Source organism: Kitasatospora sp. NPDC091276 (genome assembly GCF_040684355.1).
Lineage (GTDB): Bacteria > Actinomycetota > Actinomycetes > Streptomycetales > Streptomycetaceae > Kitasatospora.
Genome location: NZ_JBFBFU010000044.1, coordinates 16,003 through 32,477 on the forward strand (window position 1 = coordinate 16,003; position 16,475 = coordinate 32,477).

The window sequence follows — 16,475 nt, forward strand, 5'->3', positions numbered from 1 at the left end:
CCAGCCGGACAGCGGACCCGGACGGGGCGGCGGCCCCGCGGCGCCCTTCGCCGCTACCGTCGCCCGCATGGCCGACGAGAACTTCACCCACCCCCGGCTCGCCGCGCTCTACGACGCGCTGCAGGCCGGCCGCGACGACCTGGACGTCTACCTCGCCCTCGCCGCGGGCCTCGGCGCGCACACGGTGCTGGACCTCGGGTGCGGGACCGGGGTGTTCGCGCTGCTGCCGGCCGCACGCGGGGCCGAGGTCGTCGCCGTGGACTCGGCCCGGGCGTGCCTGGAGGTGGCCCGGGCCAAACCCGGCGCCGGGCGCGTGCGCTGGATCCACGGCGACGCCAGGACCCTGCCCCCGCTGCGGGCCGACCTGGTGACCATGACCGCGAACACCGCCCAGGAGATCACCGACCCGCGCCTGTGGCACGCCACCCTCGCCCGGGCCTTCGCGGCGCTGCGCCCGGGCGGGCACCTGGTGTTCGAGACCCGCGACCCGGCCCGGCGGGCCTGGGAGGACTGGCACCGCGACGCCACCCGCACCGTCACCGAACTCCCCGGCACCGGCCCGGTCGAGACCTGGATCGACCTGGTCGCCGTCGACGGCCCACTGGTGACCTTCCGCTGGACCTACGGGTTCACCGCCGACGGGCCGCGGCTCACCTCCACCTCCACCCTGCGCTTTCGCCAACGCGCCGAGGTGGAAGCGGACTTGGCCGCCCACGGCTTCACCCTGCGCGAGGTCCGCGACGCCCCCGACCGGCCGGGCCGCGAACTCGTCTTCATCGCCGCCCGGCCACCGCAGCCGTAGACCCGCGCCACCGACCGGCCGCCCCACCGTCCGCCCGTCCCTGCCCCGGATCCGCCGTGCGCGCCCGGGTGACGGGGCGCCACCCCCGGGACACGGGCACCGAAAGCCTCCCCCGGGCCGTCACCGGGCCTCCGCCGGACCGTCACCGGGTCGCGGCCGGGTCGCGGCCGGGTCGGCGCCGGTGGGCTGATCTGCTATTTTCGCCATGCTTCGACGCGAACCGTACAAGCGTGCGGTTTCGCATGCCCGCACGGGACCCCGGCCGCGAGCCCGGCCCCGAGGCGGGCACGGCAGTAGGTCGACCAGCGGGGGGACGGGATCCATGAACGCGTACGCGGGCTCCGACGGGCCTGGCCCGTACGGGCCCTACGGGCCGCCGGCGGGCGGGCCCCTGTTCGGGGTGAACCCGGCGGACCTGGACGCGGCGGCGAAGGTCGCCAAGGACACCGGTGAGGCGATGCCGGGCGAGCTCAAGCACATCCACGAGCCCTCCGACACGGCGGTCGCGGCGCTGTCGGGCTGGCGCACCGGGGCGTCGCTGCACGCCTGCACGGCGGCGTGGGAGGAGTGCCTGAACAAGCTGGCCTCGGAGGTGGACGGCGTGAGCCTGAAACTGGGCCAGACCGCCGGCAACTACCGCGGCACCGACACGGGCAACGCCGGCGCCCTCAAGCCGCCCGGCGCCGGACCCTACGCGCCGGCGGTGAACTGATGGTCACCCTCGCCCAGCTGCGCGACGCGGACCTGTCCTCCCTGGCCGGCGCCGCCGGCGCCTACGACACCCTGGCCGGCGCGTTCGGCAAGCACGTCCAGGCGATGGACACCGAGGTCACCAAGCACGTCTTCAACAGCCAGTGGGTCGGCACCGCGGCCGGCGCCGCCAACGCCTCCCTGCAGCGCACCAGCGGGCGCCTGGACGCCGCGCACACCGAGATGTCCGCCGTCTCGGGACTGCTGCGCGAGGCCTCGGAGAGCTTCCAGCTGGCGCAGTCCAAGCTGAAGGAGGCCCTCCAGGAGGCGCAGGGCGCGGGGCTGACGGTCGCCGAGGACGGCACGGTCAGCTGGCCGGCGCCCTCGCAGGCCGAACGCCACGACCCCGGCTACGACACGCCGCAGCGGGCCAGGGCCCTGGCGGAGCGCATCTCCCACGCCGTCACCGAGGCCGACGGCGCCGACCAGAAGATCGCCAAGCTGCTGGACGACCTGACCGCGCGGGCCCGCACCGGCACCGGACTGGACCTGACGCAGGCCGGCGCCGACCGCAAGGCCGTCGACGAGCTCGGCACCGGCCTGACGGCCGCCGGCTGGCCGCCCGCCGGCGCCGCCCCCACCGAGGTCAACTCCTGGTGGAAGGGCCTGACCCCGGACGGGCAGCAGCGCCTGCTCCAGACCCACCCCGACCTGCTGGGCCTGCGCGACGGCATCCCCGCCACCGCCCGCGACCAGGCCAACCGCCTCAACCTGGCACACCTGATCGACACCTACGAGCACAAGCCGAACCCGTCGGACGACGACAAGCAGAAACTGGACGGCTTCCGCGCGATCCGGGACAAGCTGAACGTGCAGAACGGCAAGCAGCCGCCCGCGTTCCTGCTGGGCGTCGGCGAACAGGGCCAGGGCCGCGGCATCCTGTCCTTCGGCGACCCCGACACCGCGAAGAACGTCAGCGCCTACGTGCCGGGCCTGGGCACCACGCTGTCCGCCGTCGGCGGCAAGGACGCCGACCGGGCCCTGAACGTGTGGACCGCCGCGCACAACGCCGACCCCACCAGCGCGACCGCCTCCATGGTCTGGCTCGGCTACGACCCGCCGCCCGGACTGGAGAAACTCGCCGACGGCGACACCCGGCCCCTGGACGTGATGGACACCGACCGCGCCGCCAAGGGCGGCGCCGCCTACGACACGTTCATGGCCGGACTGCGCGCCACCCACGAGGGCACCCCCGCGCACCTGGTCGCCCTCGCCCACAGCTACGGCTCCACCACCGTGGGCCTGGGCGCACAGCGCCCCGGCGGCACCGGCGCCGACGACATCATCCTGGTCGGCTCCCCCGGCACCGGCGCCGCCAACGCCTCCCAGCTGCACATCGACCCCCACCACGTGTGGGTCGGCGACGCCGAGAACGACCCGGTCAGCCACCTGCCCTCCAAGGGCCGCGTCTCCAACGACCTCGGCGGCGTCCTGGGCGGCGCCTCCGCCGGCCCGCTCGGCATGCTCGGCGGCGGCTACATCGCCGACAAGGTGTACGACTGGTTCGGCCCCGACAACCAGCTCTGGTTCGGCCAGGACCCCGCCGGCGAGGAGTTCGGCGCCAACCGGTTCAAAGTCGCCGACGGAGCGGAGAACTCCTTCCAGTCCCACTCCGACTACATGACCGACCCCGGCGAGAAGGACTCCAAGACCCTGGAATCGGTCAACAACATCGGCCAGATCGTGGCCGGCCGGTACGACAACGTGAAAACCCAGGGCCAGCGATGAACCAGACCCCCCACCAGACCCCCCGGCCCGCTTCCCGGCCCGCCCCCCGGCCCGCTTCCCGGCCGGCGCCCCTGGCCGCGGCCTGCACCGCCCTCGCCCTCGCCCTGACCGCCGGCGGCTGCGCCGCCACCGGCGGCGGGGGCGGGGACACCAGCGCGACACCCGGCCCGCTCATGCAGCCCGCACAGGCCCTGCACCGGCTCGACGACCTGCTCCAGGAGGCGACCTCCGGCATCCAGCCCGCACTGCGCTACCGGGACGCCTGGCCCGACTGGCGCGAGCAGTACGCCAAGGGCCTGGACGAGCACTCCCTGGGCTACGCCACCGCCACCCGCGAGCGGCACGTCACCACCCGGGTCGCCCCCGCCAAGTACGGCGCCCTGCTGGACGCGGTACGCGGCACCTGGCAGACCAAGGGCTACCGCCTCACCACCGGACCCGACAGCGTGGCCGCCACCACCCCCGACGGCGCAAGCCTCGGCATCACCATCCACCCCTACGCCGGCAACATCGACATCAGCGCGGCGGTGGGACCCATCCCGCTCCCCCACGGCGCCGACCCCTTCGGCACCCCCACCCCCGAACCGACCCTGCCCGGCGGCAACCCCGACATCCTCCCCGCCTACGACGACCCCTACTGGTCCACCTGACCCGCCCCCACCCGACCACCACCCCTCCCCAGGGCCCGCCCCGCCCCCTCGCCAGGACCCGCCCCTCCCCAGGACCCGCCGCCCCCTCGCCAGGACCCGCCCCTCCCCCGCCGCGTGACCCCGCACCAGCCGAAGGCCCCCGCCATGACCCCCGAACAGGCCGTCCACACCCTCGACGCGCTCCTCGACGAGGTGATGTCCGCCATCCGCCCCCCGCTGCGCCACCGGGACGGCTGGCCGCGCTCCACCGAGCAGACCACCGGCGGACTCCAGGACCGCTCCCTGGGCTACGCCACCGCCACCCGCGAGCGGCACGTCACCACCCGGGTCGCCCCCGCCAAGTACGGGGCGCTGCTGGGCGTCACCGAACGCGGCTGGCAGGACCGCGGCTACCGGATCACCGCCGTCAACCCCCGCCAGCCCGCCATGTTCGCCACCACACCCGCCGGATACGGCGTCGCCGTGCTGTTCGGCGCCGCCGGGAACATCACCTTCCAGGCCACCGTCGGCCCCATCCCCGTCATCCGCGACCGCGACCCCTTCGGCACCTACGTGCCCGAACCGACCCTGCCCGACGGCACCCTGGACGTCCTGCCCCGCCACGACGACCCGTTCTGGTCCGCCTGAACGCCAGACCCGTTGGCGGGCACACCCGCAGCCCCGCCGGCGAGCGGCACCGGCAGGCTCACCGCCAGCCCCGCCGGCAGACGCACCGGTGAGCGCACCGCCAGCCCCGCCGGCAGGCACACCGGCAGGCACCGGCAGACGCACCGGCAGGCACGGCGGCGGCACCCGCACGCCCTCCCGCGTCCGAGGGGTGGCCGCCCGGCGTCCGGCGCCGGGCGCGCGCAGTAGGATCGGCGGCGTTGTCACCACATTCCACCGCTGGTAGGAGGCTTTTCATGGCTCAGGTCACGCTGAAGGGGAACCCGGTCCAGGTCGGCGGCGCGCTGCCCCAGGCCGGCAGCCAGGCCCCGGCGTTCACGCTGGTCGGCGCGGGACTCGCCGACACCTCGCTGCAGGACTTCGCCGGCAAGCGCAAGGTCCTCAACATCTTCCCCAGCATCGACACCCCCACCTGCGCCACCTCGGTGCGCACCTTCAACGCCAAGGCCGGCTCGCTGGCCAACACCGTGGTGCTGTGCATCTCCGCCGACCTGCCGTTCGCGCAGGCCCGCTTCTGCGGCGCCGAGGGCCTGGACAGCGTCCGGACCCTGTCCACCCTGCGCGGACGCGACTTCCACGAGAACTACGGCGTGGCCCTGGCCGACGGCCCGCTGGCGGGGCTGACCGCCCGCGCCGTCGTCGTCCTGGACGAGAACGACACCGTCCTGCACACCGAGCTGGTCGCGGAGATCGCCGACGAGCCGAACTACGAGGCCGCGCTCGCCGTCCTCGCCTAGAACCAACGCCGGTGACTTTGCGGTCTTCCACGGCCCTCCGGCCGAAGCACTGCCGCAGGTCAGCGGCTCACGATCGTTGCCAAGTCACCGGCATCGCGCCTAGAACCCCCCGCGGCACACCCGCCCCCGGCCCCGGGCCGGCCCGCGCACACCGCCCGCGCACGCCGCCCGGCCCGCCCCCCAGGTCTTCACCAAGGGGGGGCGGGCCGGGAAGGGGACCGGGCGGGCCGGGAACAGAGGGCGGGTCAGGTGATGGAGGCTCCCGAGTCGATACTGATGACCTGTCCGGTCATGCAGTCCTGGTCGAGGAAGAGCCCCATGGAACGGGCGACCTCCTGCGGGGTCACGAACCGCGGCACCGGCACCTTCTCCCGCATCCCGGCGACCACGTGCTCGGGCAGGGTGTCCGTCATCCCCGTGATCATGAACCCGGGCGACAGCGCGTTCACCGTCACCCCCCGGCGCCCGCACTCCGCCGCCAGCGTGCGGGTCAGCCCGATCAGCCCCGCCTTGGACGCCGCGTAGGCGGTCTGCCCGGCGGTGGCGATCAGCGCGGACGGCGAGACGATGTTGACCACCCTGCCCCAGCGGGCCCGCAGCATCGCCGGCACGCACACCCGCGCGGTGTGGAAGGAACCGACCAGGTTCGTGTCGATCACCTGCCGCCACTGCGCCGGATCCTGCATGGCCATCAGCGCGTCCCTGCGCACCGCCCCGTTGTTGACGAGCACGTCCACCGGGCCCAGCGCCTCGGTGATCCGCTCGTACATCGCGGTGACCTGCGCGTAGTCCGCCACGTCCCCACTGACCAGGACATGGTCGCCGGCCAGCTTGCCCGCCACCTCCTCCGCGCCCTGGCGGGCACTGTTGTAGTGCACCGCGACCCGGCACCCGGCCGCGTCCAGCGCCAGCGCCAGCTCCCGGCCCAGCCCCCCCGACGCACCGGTCACCAGCGCCACCGGGGAAACGGGCCGCTGCCCGAAAGCACCCTTGCCGCTCACCGCGCCCCTCCCCACGTCAACAGGACCGAACCCCACGTCATCCCGGCACCGAACCCGGCCAGCAGCACCGTGTCCCCGTCCTGGATACGCCCGGCGTCCAACGCCTCCGCCAGCGCGATCGGGATCGACGCCGAAGCGGTGTTGCCGTACCGGTCCAGATTCGCCACCAGACGGTCCGCGGGAATCCCGGTATGGGCGAGCACCGAGTTGATGATCCGGATGTTCGCCTGGTGCGGCACCACATGGTCCACGTCCGCCGGCGTCAGCTTCGCCTGCTCCAGCGTCTCGCGGATCGTACGCACCGTGTAGCGCACCGCGTTCAGGTAGATCTCGTTGCCGTTGATCTGCGCGTAGTGCAGACCGCGGCGCACCGTCTCCTCGGTCGTGGGCATCCGCGAACCCCCCGCCAGGACCTTCAGACTGTCCTTGCACGAGCCGTCCGCGCCCAGGTTCCACGCCAGGACCCGCTCCACCGGGCCGGGCTGCAGGACCACCGCACCGGCCCCGTCACCCACCAGGATCGACAGGTCCCGGTCCGCCGGGTTCGCGGTCAGCGTGTGGGTGTCCGAACCGATCACCAGGATCGGCCGCGGATCCATACGCAACAGACCCACCGCCGTCACCAGCGCGTACACGAACCCCGCGCACTCGGAGTTCACGTCGTGCGCGCTGCCCGCGATACCCAGCTCGTCGTGGACGAACGCCGACGTCGCCGGCGAGGGCTGCTCCGGCGTCGCCGTCGCCACGATCAGGTGCGCGATGTCCGCACCCGACAGCCCCGCCCGCTCCAGCGCCCGGCGCCCGGCCTGAACCGCCATCGACGCGGTGCTCTGCCCCGCCCCGACCGCCCGCCGCTCCCGGATCCCGCACCTGGAGACGATCCAGTGCTCGTCCACACCGAAACGCTCCGCCAGCTCCACACTGGTCACCACGCGCTCGGGGACCGAGATCCCCCACCCGGTGATGTCGAAGCCGCTCATCGAGCAGTGCCCCGCGCTCAGACGCCGGCCTGGCCCACGAGCGCCAGGATCCGCTCGTGCACCACCCGCAGCGTCGTCGTGTCGTCGATGTCCGCGAACAGCGACTCGTCCGCCGGAATGTGCGGGTACTGGTTCTGGAACCCGTACAGCCACTCCATCAGATCCAGCGAGTCCACGTCCGCGATGTGCTGCAGCGCCGCGTCCGCGTCGATCTCCTGCGCTCCGGAGACCGCCTGCAACTGCGCGGCCAGGTCCTCGATGGTGGGGATGTCGGACATGAGTGATCGTTCCTTCCTGGACGCCCCGGAACGGGCGCCAACACGTGATGAGGCAGAACAGACCCGGAGAACACACACCCCCGGGGGGTGACGGACACCGCCACCGCGCACCCCGCCGCCCACAGGCCACGGGACACACCGCGACGGAACCCGAAAACCCCTCCGGGGAAACCCGGGAAGGCCGTGGGGGCCGCGTGTCTTGTCGAAACCGCATGAAACCCACCCCCACGCAAACGCCCCGCAACCCCGGCCCCCCACCCACGCTTGCGCACCGCTTGCGAGACACGCGCTTACCTGACCCGAGACACCGCACCCACACGCACGACACCCACCACCCCCCACCGCGCCGCACCACGGCCCGGACACCACACCGCACGACGCCGCACCACGGCGTGGATACCGCACCACCCCGCACCGCGACGCACCACGGCGCGGACACCGCACCACCCCGCACAACGCCGCACCGCACCGCACCGCCGGCGACCGTGCCGGGACCCACCGCACCAGGGCCCTACCGCGCCCGGGACGCACCACACCAGGCACACACCACACCGGGCACGCACCCACCGGGGACGCACCACACCACACCGCGACGCACCGCGGCGTGGACACCGCACCGCCGGCGACCCTGCCAGGACCTACCGCACCAGGGCCCTACCGCGCCGGGGACGCACGCACCGGGACGCACCACACCGGGCACGCACCGCGTCAGGGCGGCCCGGCCACCACACGGACACACGCCAACCGCCCTCACCGGCACGAACGCCCGCACCGCACGGGACCGACCACCGCCACCGACACGGCCGACCACCCGGACAACGGCGCCCCCGGCCCCACCGCCCGGCCGAGCCCGGCCGGGCACCACCCGGCACCACCCGGCCCGGCCGAACACGGCCGAGCCCAGTCCAGTCCAGTCCACCCGATCCGCCATCAGAACAGGGGCACACCCGCATGACCACCGCCGAGACCCGCTCCATCAACCCCGACGTCGACGCGATCCGCCACCACTACGAGGTCGGCAACGACCTCTACCGGCTCATCCTCGGCCCCACCATGATGTACTCCGGCGGCTACTGGGAGGACGGCGAGGACCTCGTCGCCACCCTCGACGAGGCCCAGGAACGCAAGCTCGACGTCTTCACCGACCTCGCCCAGGCCGCCGGCAAGGCCAAGGTCCTGGACATCGGCTGCGGCTGGGGCACCATGCTCAACCGCCTCACCACCGTCCACGGCGTCCAGCAGGCCGTCGGCGTCACCCTCTCCCGCACCCAGGCCGACTTCGTCGCCGCCCTCGACAACCCCGCCATCCACGCCCGCGTCGAGAGCTGGGAGGACCACAAGGCCGAAGGCGAGCCCTACGACGCCGCGTTCTGCATCAACGCCCTCGAACACTTCGTACTCTCCTCCCTCACCCCCAAGGAGCGCACCCAGCGCTACCGCGTCTTCTTCAAGCAGGTCCACTCCCTCCTCAAGCCCGGCGCCCGCTTCGTCCTGCACACCATGACCGTCGAGAACCCCCCGCTGCGCCGCCAGCTCCTGGACGACCTCAAGTTCCTCCAGCGCGAGGAGTTCGAGGGCTGCCACATCCCGCGCCTGCCCGAACTCGCCGCCGGCCTCGACGGCCTCTTCGAAGTCACCGAGATCCGCAACGAACCCGAGTCCTTCGCCCGCGCCTGCCGCGCCTGGCTCCAGCTCCTGGCCGCCCGCCGCGACGAAGCCGTCGCCATGGCCGACGAGACCACCGTCCAGCGCTTCGAGCGCTACCTCGACATCTTCGCCTACACCCTCGAAGACCACATCTTCAACAACTTCCGCGTCACCCTCACCCGCCGCGCCTGAAAGGGGACACCCCGGCCATGACCACCACCGCCGAACACCCCGCCCCCTCCGGCGCCGACCAACCCGAACCCGCCGGCGCCACCACCCACCCCGACACCACCGCCGTACGCCACCTCAAAGTCGCCATCATCGGCGCCGGCATCTCCGGCCTGGGCACCGCGATCCGCCTCCTGCAGACCGGCACCGACGACTTCCTCGTCTTCGAACGCGCCACCGACCTCGGCGGCACCTGGCGCGACAACACCTACCCCGGCTGCGCCTGCGACGTCCAGGCCCACCTCTACTCCTTCTCCTTCGCCCGCAACCCGGAATGGAAGTCCACCTTCGCCACCCAGGCCGAAGTCCACGCCTACCTCAAGGACACCGCCCACCGCTTCGGCGTCGAACCCCACCTGCGCTACGGCCACGAACTCCTCGACGCCCACTGGGACACCGACCACCGCCACTGGCGCATCCACACCACCCACGGCCGCTACACCGCACAGATCCTCATCACCGGCACCGGCTACCTCTCCGAACCCGCCGTCCCCGACCTGCCGGGCCTGGCCACCTTCACCGGCACCCTCTTCCACTCCGCCCGCTGGCGCCACGACCACGACCTCACCGGCCGCAACGTCGCCGTCATCGGCACCGGCGCCTCCGCCATCCAGTTCGTCCCCGCCATCCAGAACCAGGTCGCCCGCCTCGACCTCTACCAGCGCACCCCGCCCTGGGTCGCCCACAAACCCGACAAGCCCAACACCCCACGCCACACCTGGATGCTGCGCCACCTACCCGGCTACCAGCGCTTCCGCCGCGCCTTCAACAAGAACGGCCGCGAGATCGTCGCGTTCTTCATGTCCCGCCCAGGCCGCACCACCGGCATGAAGAACATGGCCGCCGGCCACCTCAAGAAATCCGTCCCCGACCCCGGCCTGCGCCAACGCCTCACCCCCGACTACACCGTCGGCTGCAAACGCCTCCTCTTCTCCAACACCTGGTACCCCGCCATCCAGCAACCCAACGTCGACATCGTCTCCGACACCATCACCGACATCGGCCCCACCCACATCACCACCGCCGACGGCACCACCCGCACCATCGACACCATCATCCTCGCCACCGGCTTCACCGCCACCGACCGCCCCATCGCCCGCCGCATCCACGGCCGCGACGGAACCACCCTGCGCGACACCTGGCACACCCACGGCATGAAAGCCCACCGCGGCACCACCATCCACGGCTTCCCCAACCTCTTCATGCTCCTGGGCCCCAACACCACCCTGGGCCACTCCTCCCAGACCGTCATGATCGAAGCCCAGATCGCCTACATCATCGACGCCCTCAAAACCATCGACACCCACGGCATCACCTCCGTCGAGGTCCGCCCCGAAGCCCAGAACACCTACAACCAGACCCTCACCGACCGCCTGAAGAACACCGTCTGGAACACCGGCGGCTGCCAGAGCTGGTACACCGACCAACACGGCAACAACCCCTCCATCTGGCCCACCTACACCTACCGCTTCCGCCGCCAGACCCGCCGCTTCGACCTCCTCAACTACCAACGCGCCACCGTCACCCACACCACCCCCTAACCCCCGACCGCCAACCCACACAGAAGCCAGACCCCCCGAACACACAGGCACACGGGCACACGGCACACGGGCACACGGGCACAACCACACAGGCACACCCAACACGGCCGGGCGGCACCCGCCCACCCACGGACCCCGCCGCCCGGCCGGCCCACACCCCCGGAACACCCCACCGGAAACCAGAACCGGACACACAACCCACAACCGAACACCCACACGACCCCAGCAAGCCCCCCCCCCCCAGAGCCCACCCACCACACCCCGGCAGGCTACCCGCCCCCCAAAACCACCCACAGCCCAACCCGCGGCCGTCACACCATCAGACACCCACACCACGAACAGACACACACCACCCCAACACCCACCCCTACCCGAACAGGACCCCCATGCCCAACCCCAACCTCACCAGGCGAACCCTCCTCACCACCACCGCCACCACCGCCCTCATCACCGCCTACAACACCACCACCCGCACCTGGGCCACCACCAACACCCCCACCACCCACGGCCACCTCTCCCCCGTCCCCACCCTCGACGGCACCCTCACCACCGACACCGCCACCCTCACCGAATTCAGCCACGACTTCGGCCGCCTCACCACCAACACCCCCCACGCCGTCCTCAAACCCGGCTCCGACCAAGACATCATCAAAATCATCAACTACGCCCGCTGCAACGGCCTCAAAGTCGCCATGAACGGCCGCAGCGGCACCGACAACGACCTCGAATCACACTCCAACTACGGCCAGGCCTCCCCCGCCGGCGGCATCAGCATCGACGCCCGCACCCTCAACCGCATCCACACCATCACCCCCACCAACGCCACCGTCGACGCCGGCGTCACCTGGGCCCAACTCACCGACGCCGCCCTCAACCAAGGCCTCACCCCACCCTGCCTCACCGACTACCTCCACCTCTCCATCGGCGGCACCATCAGCATCGGCGGCATCGGCAACACCGTCCAAAAACACGGCCTCCAAGCCGACACCGTCGAATCCATCGACATCATCACCGGCACCGGCCGCCTCCTCACCGCCACCCCCACCAAAAACCGCGACCTCTTCCACGCCGCCCTCGCCGGCGCCGGACAATTCGGCATCATCATCCGCGCCACCGTCAAACTCATCCCCGCCCCCCAACGCGCCCTCGTCTTCAACCTCTACTACAACAACCTCACCACCTACCTCACCGACCAACAAACCATCCTCAACGACGGCCGCTTCCACACCCAAATCGGCGAAATCATCCCCCAACCCAACACCACCCCCCACTACAAAATCGAAACCGCCACCTACTACAACGGCACCACACCCCCCAACCCCACACCCCTCCTCACCGGACTCAACCCCGACCCCAGCCAAACCACCATCACCGACCAGACCTACCGCGAATACACCTACCGCGCCGACACCTGGACCCAAAACCTCAAAAACCTCGGCTACTGGAACCAACCCAAACCCTGGCTCAGCCTCTTCCTCCCCGCCACCCAAGCCGCCAACTTCATCACCTACGCCACCCCCCTCCTCACCCCCGAAACCCTCGGCCAAGGCCTCCTCCTCTTCTACCCCTTCCCCACCAACAAAATCACCCACCCCTACGCCATCACCCCCAACGAACCCACCACCTACCTCTTCGACCTCCTCACCTTCCCCCACCCCAACACCAACCCCACCACCCAACTCACCCACAACCGCACCCTCTACGACCACGCCACCACCCTCGGCGCCAAACGCTACCTCGTCGGCGCCATCCCCCACATGACCCCCACCGACTGGAAAAACCACTACGGCCCCCAATGGAACAACCTCACCAACACCAAACACAAATACGACCCCACCCACACCCTCACCCCCGGCCAAAACATCTTCCCCTAACAACACAAACACACACAGACACAGAAACAGGTAACGCACGCAGACACAGGCACAGGCACAGGCGCCACAAGCCACCGGCCGCGGGCACACAAGCACAAGCACAAGCCACGGGCACCGAGCACAGGCACAGGCGCCAACATAGGCATAGACATAGGCACACAGGCACCGGCATAGCCCCACAGGCCACGAGCACCGACAAATAAACACACAGGCACGCAAGCACCGACACAGGCACAAAAACGCCGACACGCGGCACGCAGGCACGCAGGCACGCAGGCACGCAGGCACGCAGGCACGCAGGCAGAAGACACCAGAAACACGGCAGCCCAGACACAAGAACACGCGCAGGCACAGGAACACAGCAGACATGCACCAATAAAACAAGCAGACACAAAAACACAAACAAACCAACAAGCAAACCACAGACACAAGCAACAAACGCCGGACCGCAGACGGCAAGCGGCAAGCGGTGAACGGCAAGCGGTGAACGGCAAGCGGTGAACGGCAGGCGACAGACAGAAAAGAAATACAGACCAAAATACCAATAAACCAGAAGACCCTAAGGCTCGAACGCCCGAAAAAAGAACTCAGGAACGCAAGGCATCAGAACCTCAGGAACCCAGGAAAAGACAGGAGGGCCCGCCATCCACACCTACGACCTCGTCAACGAAGCCGTCATCCACGCCCCCACCCACCAGGTCTGGAACCACCTCATCGCCGAACTCAACGGCACCACCACCTGGTGGACCCCCCACAACACCCACCAACCCGGCAACCCCACCCCCGAACACCCCGGCGGCACCACCCACATCACCGTCCACCCCAACGGCCACACCAAACCCGGACCCAAAATCCACTTCACCGCCACCACCACCCACATCACACCCCCACACACCCTCACCACCACCCACACCGGCCACTTCACCGGCACCACCACCTACACCCTCACCCCCACCCACAACAACCAACACACCAAACTCACCATCACCTTCACCACCACCCCCCATGGATGGCCCACCCTCCTCCCCAAACACACCATCCCCAACCAACACACCAAAGCCACCCACAACGCCCTCACCAACCTCAACCACCAACTCACACAACACACAAACACAGACATCCGATAGCCACCCGCCGCCCCTCGCGCCCTACCCGCGGCTCGCGGCTCGCGGCTCGCGCACAGAGCAGCTGCTCACCGCCAACTCCCGTGAAGTCGACCGCGGGAGCTGGCGAACCGGGCCACCCGTCGAAACCGCCCCCGCGACGGGCACGACCCGAGACCTGCCCTTCGAGGAGCGCACGCAGCCCTCCGCCCGTCGCTCCGACCGCTCCGACCGCTCCTGCCAGCCGTCCCGCTCCGCACCCTGCCGGCCCCGCGCGAACAACGCCCGCCCCAGGCCTACCGGCTGTCACCCCGGCCCGACACAATCACCCGTATGACGATCACCACGAGCGCGCCGCCTCCGCGCAGCACTCCGGTCGCCCTCGCCCGCAGCTTCCTGACGGGGGCCGTGATCGGGGGCTCGCTGGCCGCGCTCGTCGTCGGCGTGGTCATCGAGAAGGTGCCCTTGTTCATCGGGGGTTTGGGACTGCCCATCGCCTACGGCCTGTTGCTCCTCCTCGCCGGGGCGCCGCGGCGGGCCCGGGAGGCAGCCGTCGTGCCCCGGACGGCGCTCGCGATGATCGAGAGCCTGCGCGCCATTGGGGGTGAGACGAGCGACGTGCCGGTGCGGTTCGATCTCACCGTCGCACCGGATGACGAGCCGGCCTACCGCGTCGGGATCACTCAGGACATCAACCTGGTCGACCTCCCCGACTACCGGCCGCGCGGCGTCCTGGTGGTGAAGTATCCGCAGGACAGGCCGTGGCGGGTGAGGATCGTGAAGCGGCCGACCCCGGAGTGGGAGGAGCGGGCGGCCGGCGCTCAGCTGGATTCGGCTCCCGAGTCGACCATGGTGACCGAGCCTCCCGAGGGCCGTTCGACCGGCTTCGTCGGGCTCTTCGGCCTGCTGCTCGCCGCGGCTGCCGTGGTCTTCCTGTTCCGCGTGGACCTGTTCGAACAGCAGGACTCCGCTTCTCCGGCACCGACGGTCACTTCGACGTGGTCGACCACGGTGGTGTCGTCCGGGACCGGGACGGTCTCCCTCGGGCCGGACCAGTCGTTCCTCGACGACGGCGAACTACGCAAGGCCATCAACTCCCTTACCGAGGGGAAGGATCCGCGCCAGGCGATCACCGTCTTCGCGCAGGAACGCGTGCTGTCGGTCGTGTTCTCCCCGAGCGGCACGAAGGCCCCCCAGTTCGATCCGCTGTCCCTGCCCTACGGGCGGTTCCCGGCCCTGGTCAAGGAGGCCGAAACGACGCTCGGCGTCCGCTCCCCGACGTCCTGGCAGATCACCGCCGACCATCTCGCCGGCTCCCTCACGATCAGGGTCGGCGTGACCGGGCCCGAGGGCAGTGCCTCGCTGGAGGCGAACGGTGAGGGCCAGGTGGTGCGACGCACCCCGGCACGCTGATCACCGCGTTTCACCCGCGCTCGACGCGCTTCGACATCAAGACTGCTTTCCAGCACCCGACTTGGGCCGGACGCCACGGCTCCCCGTCGGCCCGGACGTGGTAGATCTTGCACGCGACGGGTTGCCACGGCAGCGAAGAATCCCCGGCGGACCGTACCCGGAGGGACAGGAGGAGGACGCATGGGCTGGCACGACTGTCTGGCGCTCTGGTGCGGGGTGTTCGGCACATTGGCACTGCTCGGGTACGGGCGGTCGCTGGCGGGGGTGACCCGAGCCCAGCGGACGGTCCGGGTGATGGGGCGGATCGAGCGGGTGCAGGAGCCGCGGCACGGAGGTTCCGAGGGGGACGGCATAGCGGTCGTCGTCACCTTCCAAGACTCCTCCACCGGGCAGGAGTTCACCGTGACGAACGACGGCGAATGCGGCGACAGGATCAACACGGCCTGGACGGGCCGGGAGATCGGGATCCGCTATCCGCCCGGGAGACCGCACGCCTTCCGGTTCACCAACGACCTCCGGGCCGGCCGCTACGGGCTCGGCTGGCCGAACTTCGCGGTGTTCCTGATCTACGTCGGGCTGGTGGTCGTCGCCGCGATCGACTGGGGCTGGCCGTGGGCCCTGATCGGTGTCGGGGCGCCGTGGAGCGTGTTCCTCGCGTGCTCCCTGCCCCAGGAGGTCCGCCAGGCGCGGAGCCGGTTCGACACCCTGGCCGCGATGGTTCCCGTTCCGGGCCGTGTGGTCGCCGTCGTCAGGAACGTCCGCACCGACGAGGACGGCTACACGTCCACCAGCCAGACGCCGGTGGTCGCCTTCACCACCCACGAGGGCGCGGCCGTCACCGCCTACTGCTTTTCAGGCCTGCCGGACCCGACCAACTCGTACGGCCGGAACGTCACGATCCACTACTCCCCCGCCGACCCGGCCGACTTCACCCCGGACCTCGCGTCCGCACAGCGGTCCTGGAGGAGCGGAGTCACCAGCGGCACCGTGGGCCTTCTCGTCACGGCGTCGGCGGCAGTCGCGGGAGCAGTCCTGCTCTGACACCCAACGGCCGTAGCACCATCGGCCAGCGAACCG

The 16,475-nt window shown here is 70.7% G+C and carries 15 protein-coding genes; 12 read left to right on the forward strand and 3 right to left on the reverse strand.

The window, feature by feature from the left end; translation table 11 throughout:
* Positions 1–67 precede the first annotated feature (67 nt).
* The 6 genes from AB0O19_RS34950 (at position 68) to tpx (ending at position 5,333) form a co-directional block, all read left to right on the forward strand.
* The gene (locus AB0O19_RS34950) at positions 68–802 is read left to right on the forward strand and encodes a class I SAM-dependent methyltransferase (protein ID WP_363625382.1); all 735 of its coding nucleotides are present in this window, start codon (positions 68–70) and stop codon (positions 800–802) included.
* 322 nt (positions 803–1,124) lie between these two features.
* A complete protein-coding gene (locus tag AB0O19_RS34955) occupies positions 1,125–1,514 on the forward strand; it encodes a type VII secretion target (RefSeq protein WP_363625383.1) in 390 nt (129 codons plus the stop codon).
* Positions 1,514–3,280 carry an alpha/beta hydrolase gene (locus AB0O19_RS34960; RefSeq protein WP_363625385.1) on the forward strand — a complete coding sequence of 589 codons (1,767 nt, stop codon included), beginning with the start codon at positions 1,514–1,516 and terminating at the stop codon, positions 3,278–3,280. The genes AB0O19_RS34955 and AB0O19_RS34960 overlap by 1 nt, the downstream gene beginning before the upstream one ends.
* Positions 3,277–3,930: a hypothetical protein gene (locus tag AB0O19_RS34965; protein ID WP_363625387.1), complete on the forward strand. Its 654-nt coding sequence runs from the start codon at positions 3,277–3,279 to the stop codon at positions 3,928–3,930. The genes AB0O19_RS34960 and AB0O19_RS34965 overlap by 4 nt, the downstream gene beginning before the upstream one ends.
* 144 nt (positions 3,931–4,074) lie before the next feature.
* Entirely contained in the window at positions 4,075–4,557 is a 483-nt protein-coding gene (locus tag AB0O19_RS34970; RefSeq protein ID WP_363625389.1) for a hypothetical protein, read from the forward strand.
* A 275-nt stretch (positions 4,558–4,832) separates the two neighbouring features.
* Complete coding sequence (gene tpx / locus AB0O19_RS34975) at positions 4,833–5,333, forward strand: thiol peroxidase (RefSeq protein ID WP_363625390.1); 501 nt, start codon at positions 4,833–4,835, stop codon at positions 5,331–5,333.
* A 245-nt stretch (positions 5,334–5,578) separates the two neighbouring features.
* On the opposite strand, the gene AB0O19_RS34980 is transcribed toward tpx, so the two are convergent.
* The 3 genes from AB0O19_RS34980 to AB0O19_RS34990 are packed head-to-tail and all read right to left on the reverse strand — an operon-like array spanning position 5,579 to position 7,592.
* Complete coding sequence (locus AB0O19_RS34980) at positions 5,579–6,334, reverse strand: SDR family NAD(P)-dependent oxidoreductase (protein WP_363625392.1); 756 nt, start codon at positions 6,332–6,334, stop codon at positions 5,579–5,581.
* Positions 6,331–7,314, reverse strand: coding sequence for a beta-ketoacyl-ACP synthase 3 (locus AB0O19_RS34985; protein ID WP_363589035.1), 984 nt, complete (start codon positions 7,312–7,314; stop codon positions 6,331–6,333). Before AB0O19_RS34985 ends, AB0O19_RS34980 begins: the two co-directional genes overlap by 4 nt.
* Positions 7,315–7,331: 17 nt before the next feature.
* Positions 7,332–7,592, reverse strand: a complete 261-nt coding sequence (locus tag AB0O19_RS34990; protein WP_063350787.1) for a hypothetical protein — start codon at positions 7,590–7,592, stop codon at positions 7,332–7,334.
* 951 nt (positions 7,593–8,543) lie between these two features.
* Here AB0O19_RS34990 and AB0O19_RS34995 point away from each other — a divergent pair.
* The 6 genes from AB0O19_RS34995 (at position 8,544) to AB0O19_RS35020 (ending at position 16,439) form a co-directional block, all read left to right on the forward strand.
* Positions 8,544–9,431 (forward strand): class I SAM-dependent methyltransferase, encoded by an 888-nt coding sequence (locus tag AB0O19_RS34995; protein WP_363589033.1) that lies wholly within the window; start codon positions 8,544–8,546, stop codon positions 9,429–9,431.
* A 17-nt stretch (positions 9,432–9,448) separates the two neighbouring features.
* Positions 9,449–11,008, forward strand: coding sequence for an NAD(P)/FAD-dependent oxidoreductase (locus tag AB0O19_RS35000; protein WP_363625394.1), 1,560 nt, complete (start codon positions 9,449–9,451; stop codon positions 11,006–11,008).
* A gap of 386 nt (positions 11,009–11,394) precedes the next feature.
* Complete coding sequence (locus tag AB0O19_RS35005) at positions 11,395–12,882, forward strand: FAD-binding protein (protein WP_363625396.1); 1,488 nt, start codon at positions 11,395–11,397, stop codon at positions 12,880–12,882.
* A 677-nt stretch (positions 12,883–13,559) separates the two neighbouring features.
* Positions 13,560–14,009, forward strand: a complete 450-nt coding sequence (locus tag AB0O19_RS35010; RefSeq protein ID WP_363625441.1) for an SRPBCC family protein — start codon at positions 13,560–13,562, stop codon at positions 14,007–14,009.
* Between the two features lie 309 nt (positions 14,010–14,318).
* The gene (locus AB0O19_RS35015) at positions 14,319–15,398 is read left to right on the forward strand and encodes a hypothetical protein (protein WP_363625398.1); all 1,080 of its coding nucleotides are present in this window, start codon (positions 14,319–14,321) and stop codon (positions 15,396–15,398) included.
* 180 nt (positions 15,399–15,578) lie between these two features.
* Entirely contained in the window at positions 15,579–16,439 is an 861-nt protein-coding gene (locus tag AB0O19_RS35020; protein ID WP_363625400.1) for a DUF3592 domain-containing protein, read from the forward strand.
* Positions 16,440–16,475: the final 36 nt, after the last annotated feature.

Coding starts and splice junctions, on each gene's coding strand:
- AB0O19_RS35020 (WP_363625400.1), top strand. CDS start 15,579: ATGGGCTGGCACGACTGTCTGGCGCTCTGGTGCGGGGTGTTCGGCACA.
- AB0O19_RS35015 (WP_363625398.1), top strand. CDS start 14,319: ATGACGATCACCACGAGCGCGCCGCCTCCGCGCAGCACTCCGGTCGCC.
- AB0O19_RS34970 (WP_363625389.1), top strand. CDS start 4,075: ATGACCCCCGAACAGGCCGTCCACACCCTCGACGCGCTCCTCGACGAG.
- AB0O19_RS34985 (WP_363589035.1), bottom strand. CDS start 7,314: ATGAGCGGCTTCGACATCACCGGGTGGGGGATCTCGGTCCCCGAGCGC.
- AB0O19_RS34955 (WP_363625383.1), top strand. CDS start 1,125: ATGAACGCGTACGCGGGCTCCGACGGGCCTGGCCCGTACGGGCCCTAC.
- AB0O19_RS34995 (WP_363589033.1), top strand. CDS start 8,544: ATGACCACCGCCGAGACCCGCTCCATCAACCCCGACGTCGACGCGATC.
- AB0O19_RS35000 (WP_363625394.1), top strand. CDS start 9,449: ATGACCACCACCGCCGAACACCCCGCCCCCTCCGGCGCCGACCAACCC.
- AB0O19_RS34950 (WP_363625382.1), top strand. CDS start 68: ATGGCCGACGAGAACTTCACCCACCCCCGGCTCGCCGCGCTCTACGAC.
- AB0O19_RS35005 (WP_363625396.1), top strand. CDS start 11,395: ATGCCCAACCCCAACCTCACCAGGCGAACCCTCCTCACCACCACCGCC.
- tpx (WP_363625390.1), top strand. CDS start 4,833: ATGGCTCAGGTCACGCTGAAGGGGAACCCGGTCCAGGTCGGCGGCGCG.
- AB0O19_RS34960 (WP_363625385.1), top strand. CDS start 1,514: ATGGTCACCCTCGCCCAGCTGCGCGACGCGGACCTGTCCTCCCTGGCC.
- AB0O19_RS34990 (WP_063350787.1), bottom strand. CDS start 7,592: ATGTCCGACATCCCCACCATCGAGGACCTGGCCGCGCAGTTGCAGGCG.
- AB0O19_RS34965 (WP_363625387.1), top strand. CDS start 3,277: ATGAACCAGACCCCCCACCAGACCCCCCGGCCCGCTTCCCGGCCCGCC.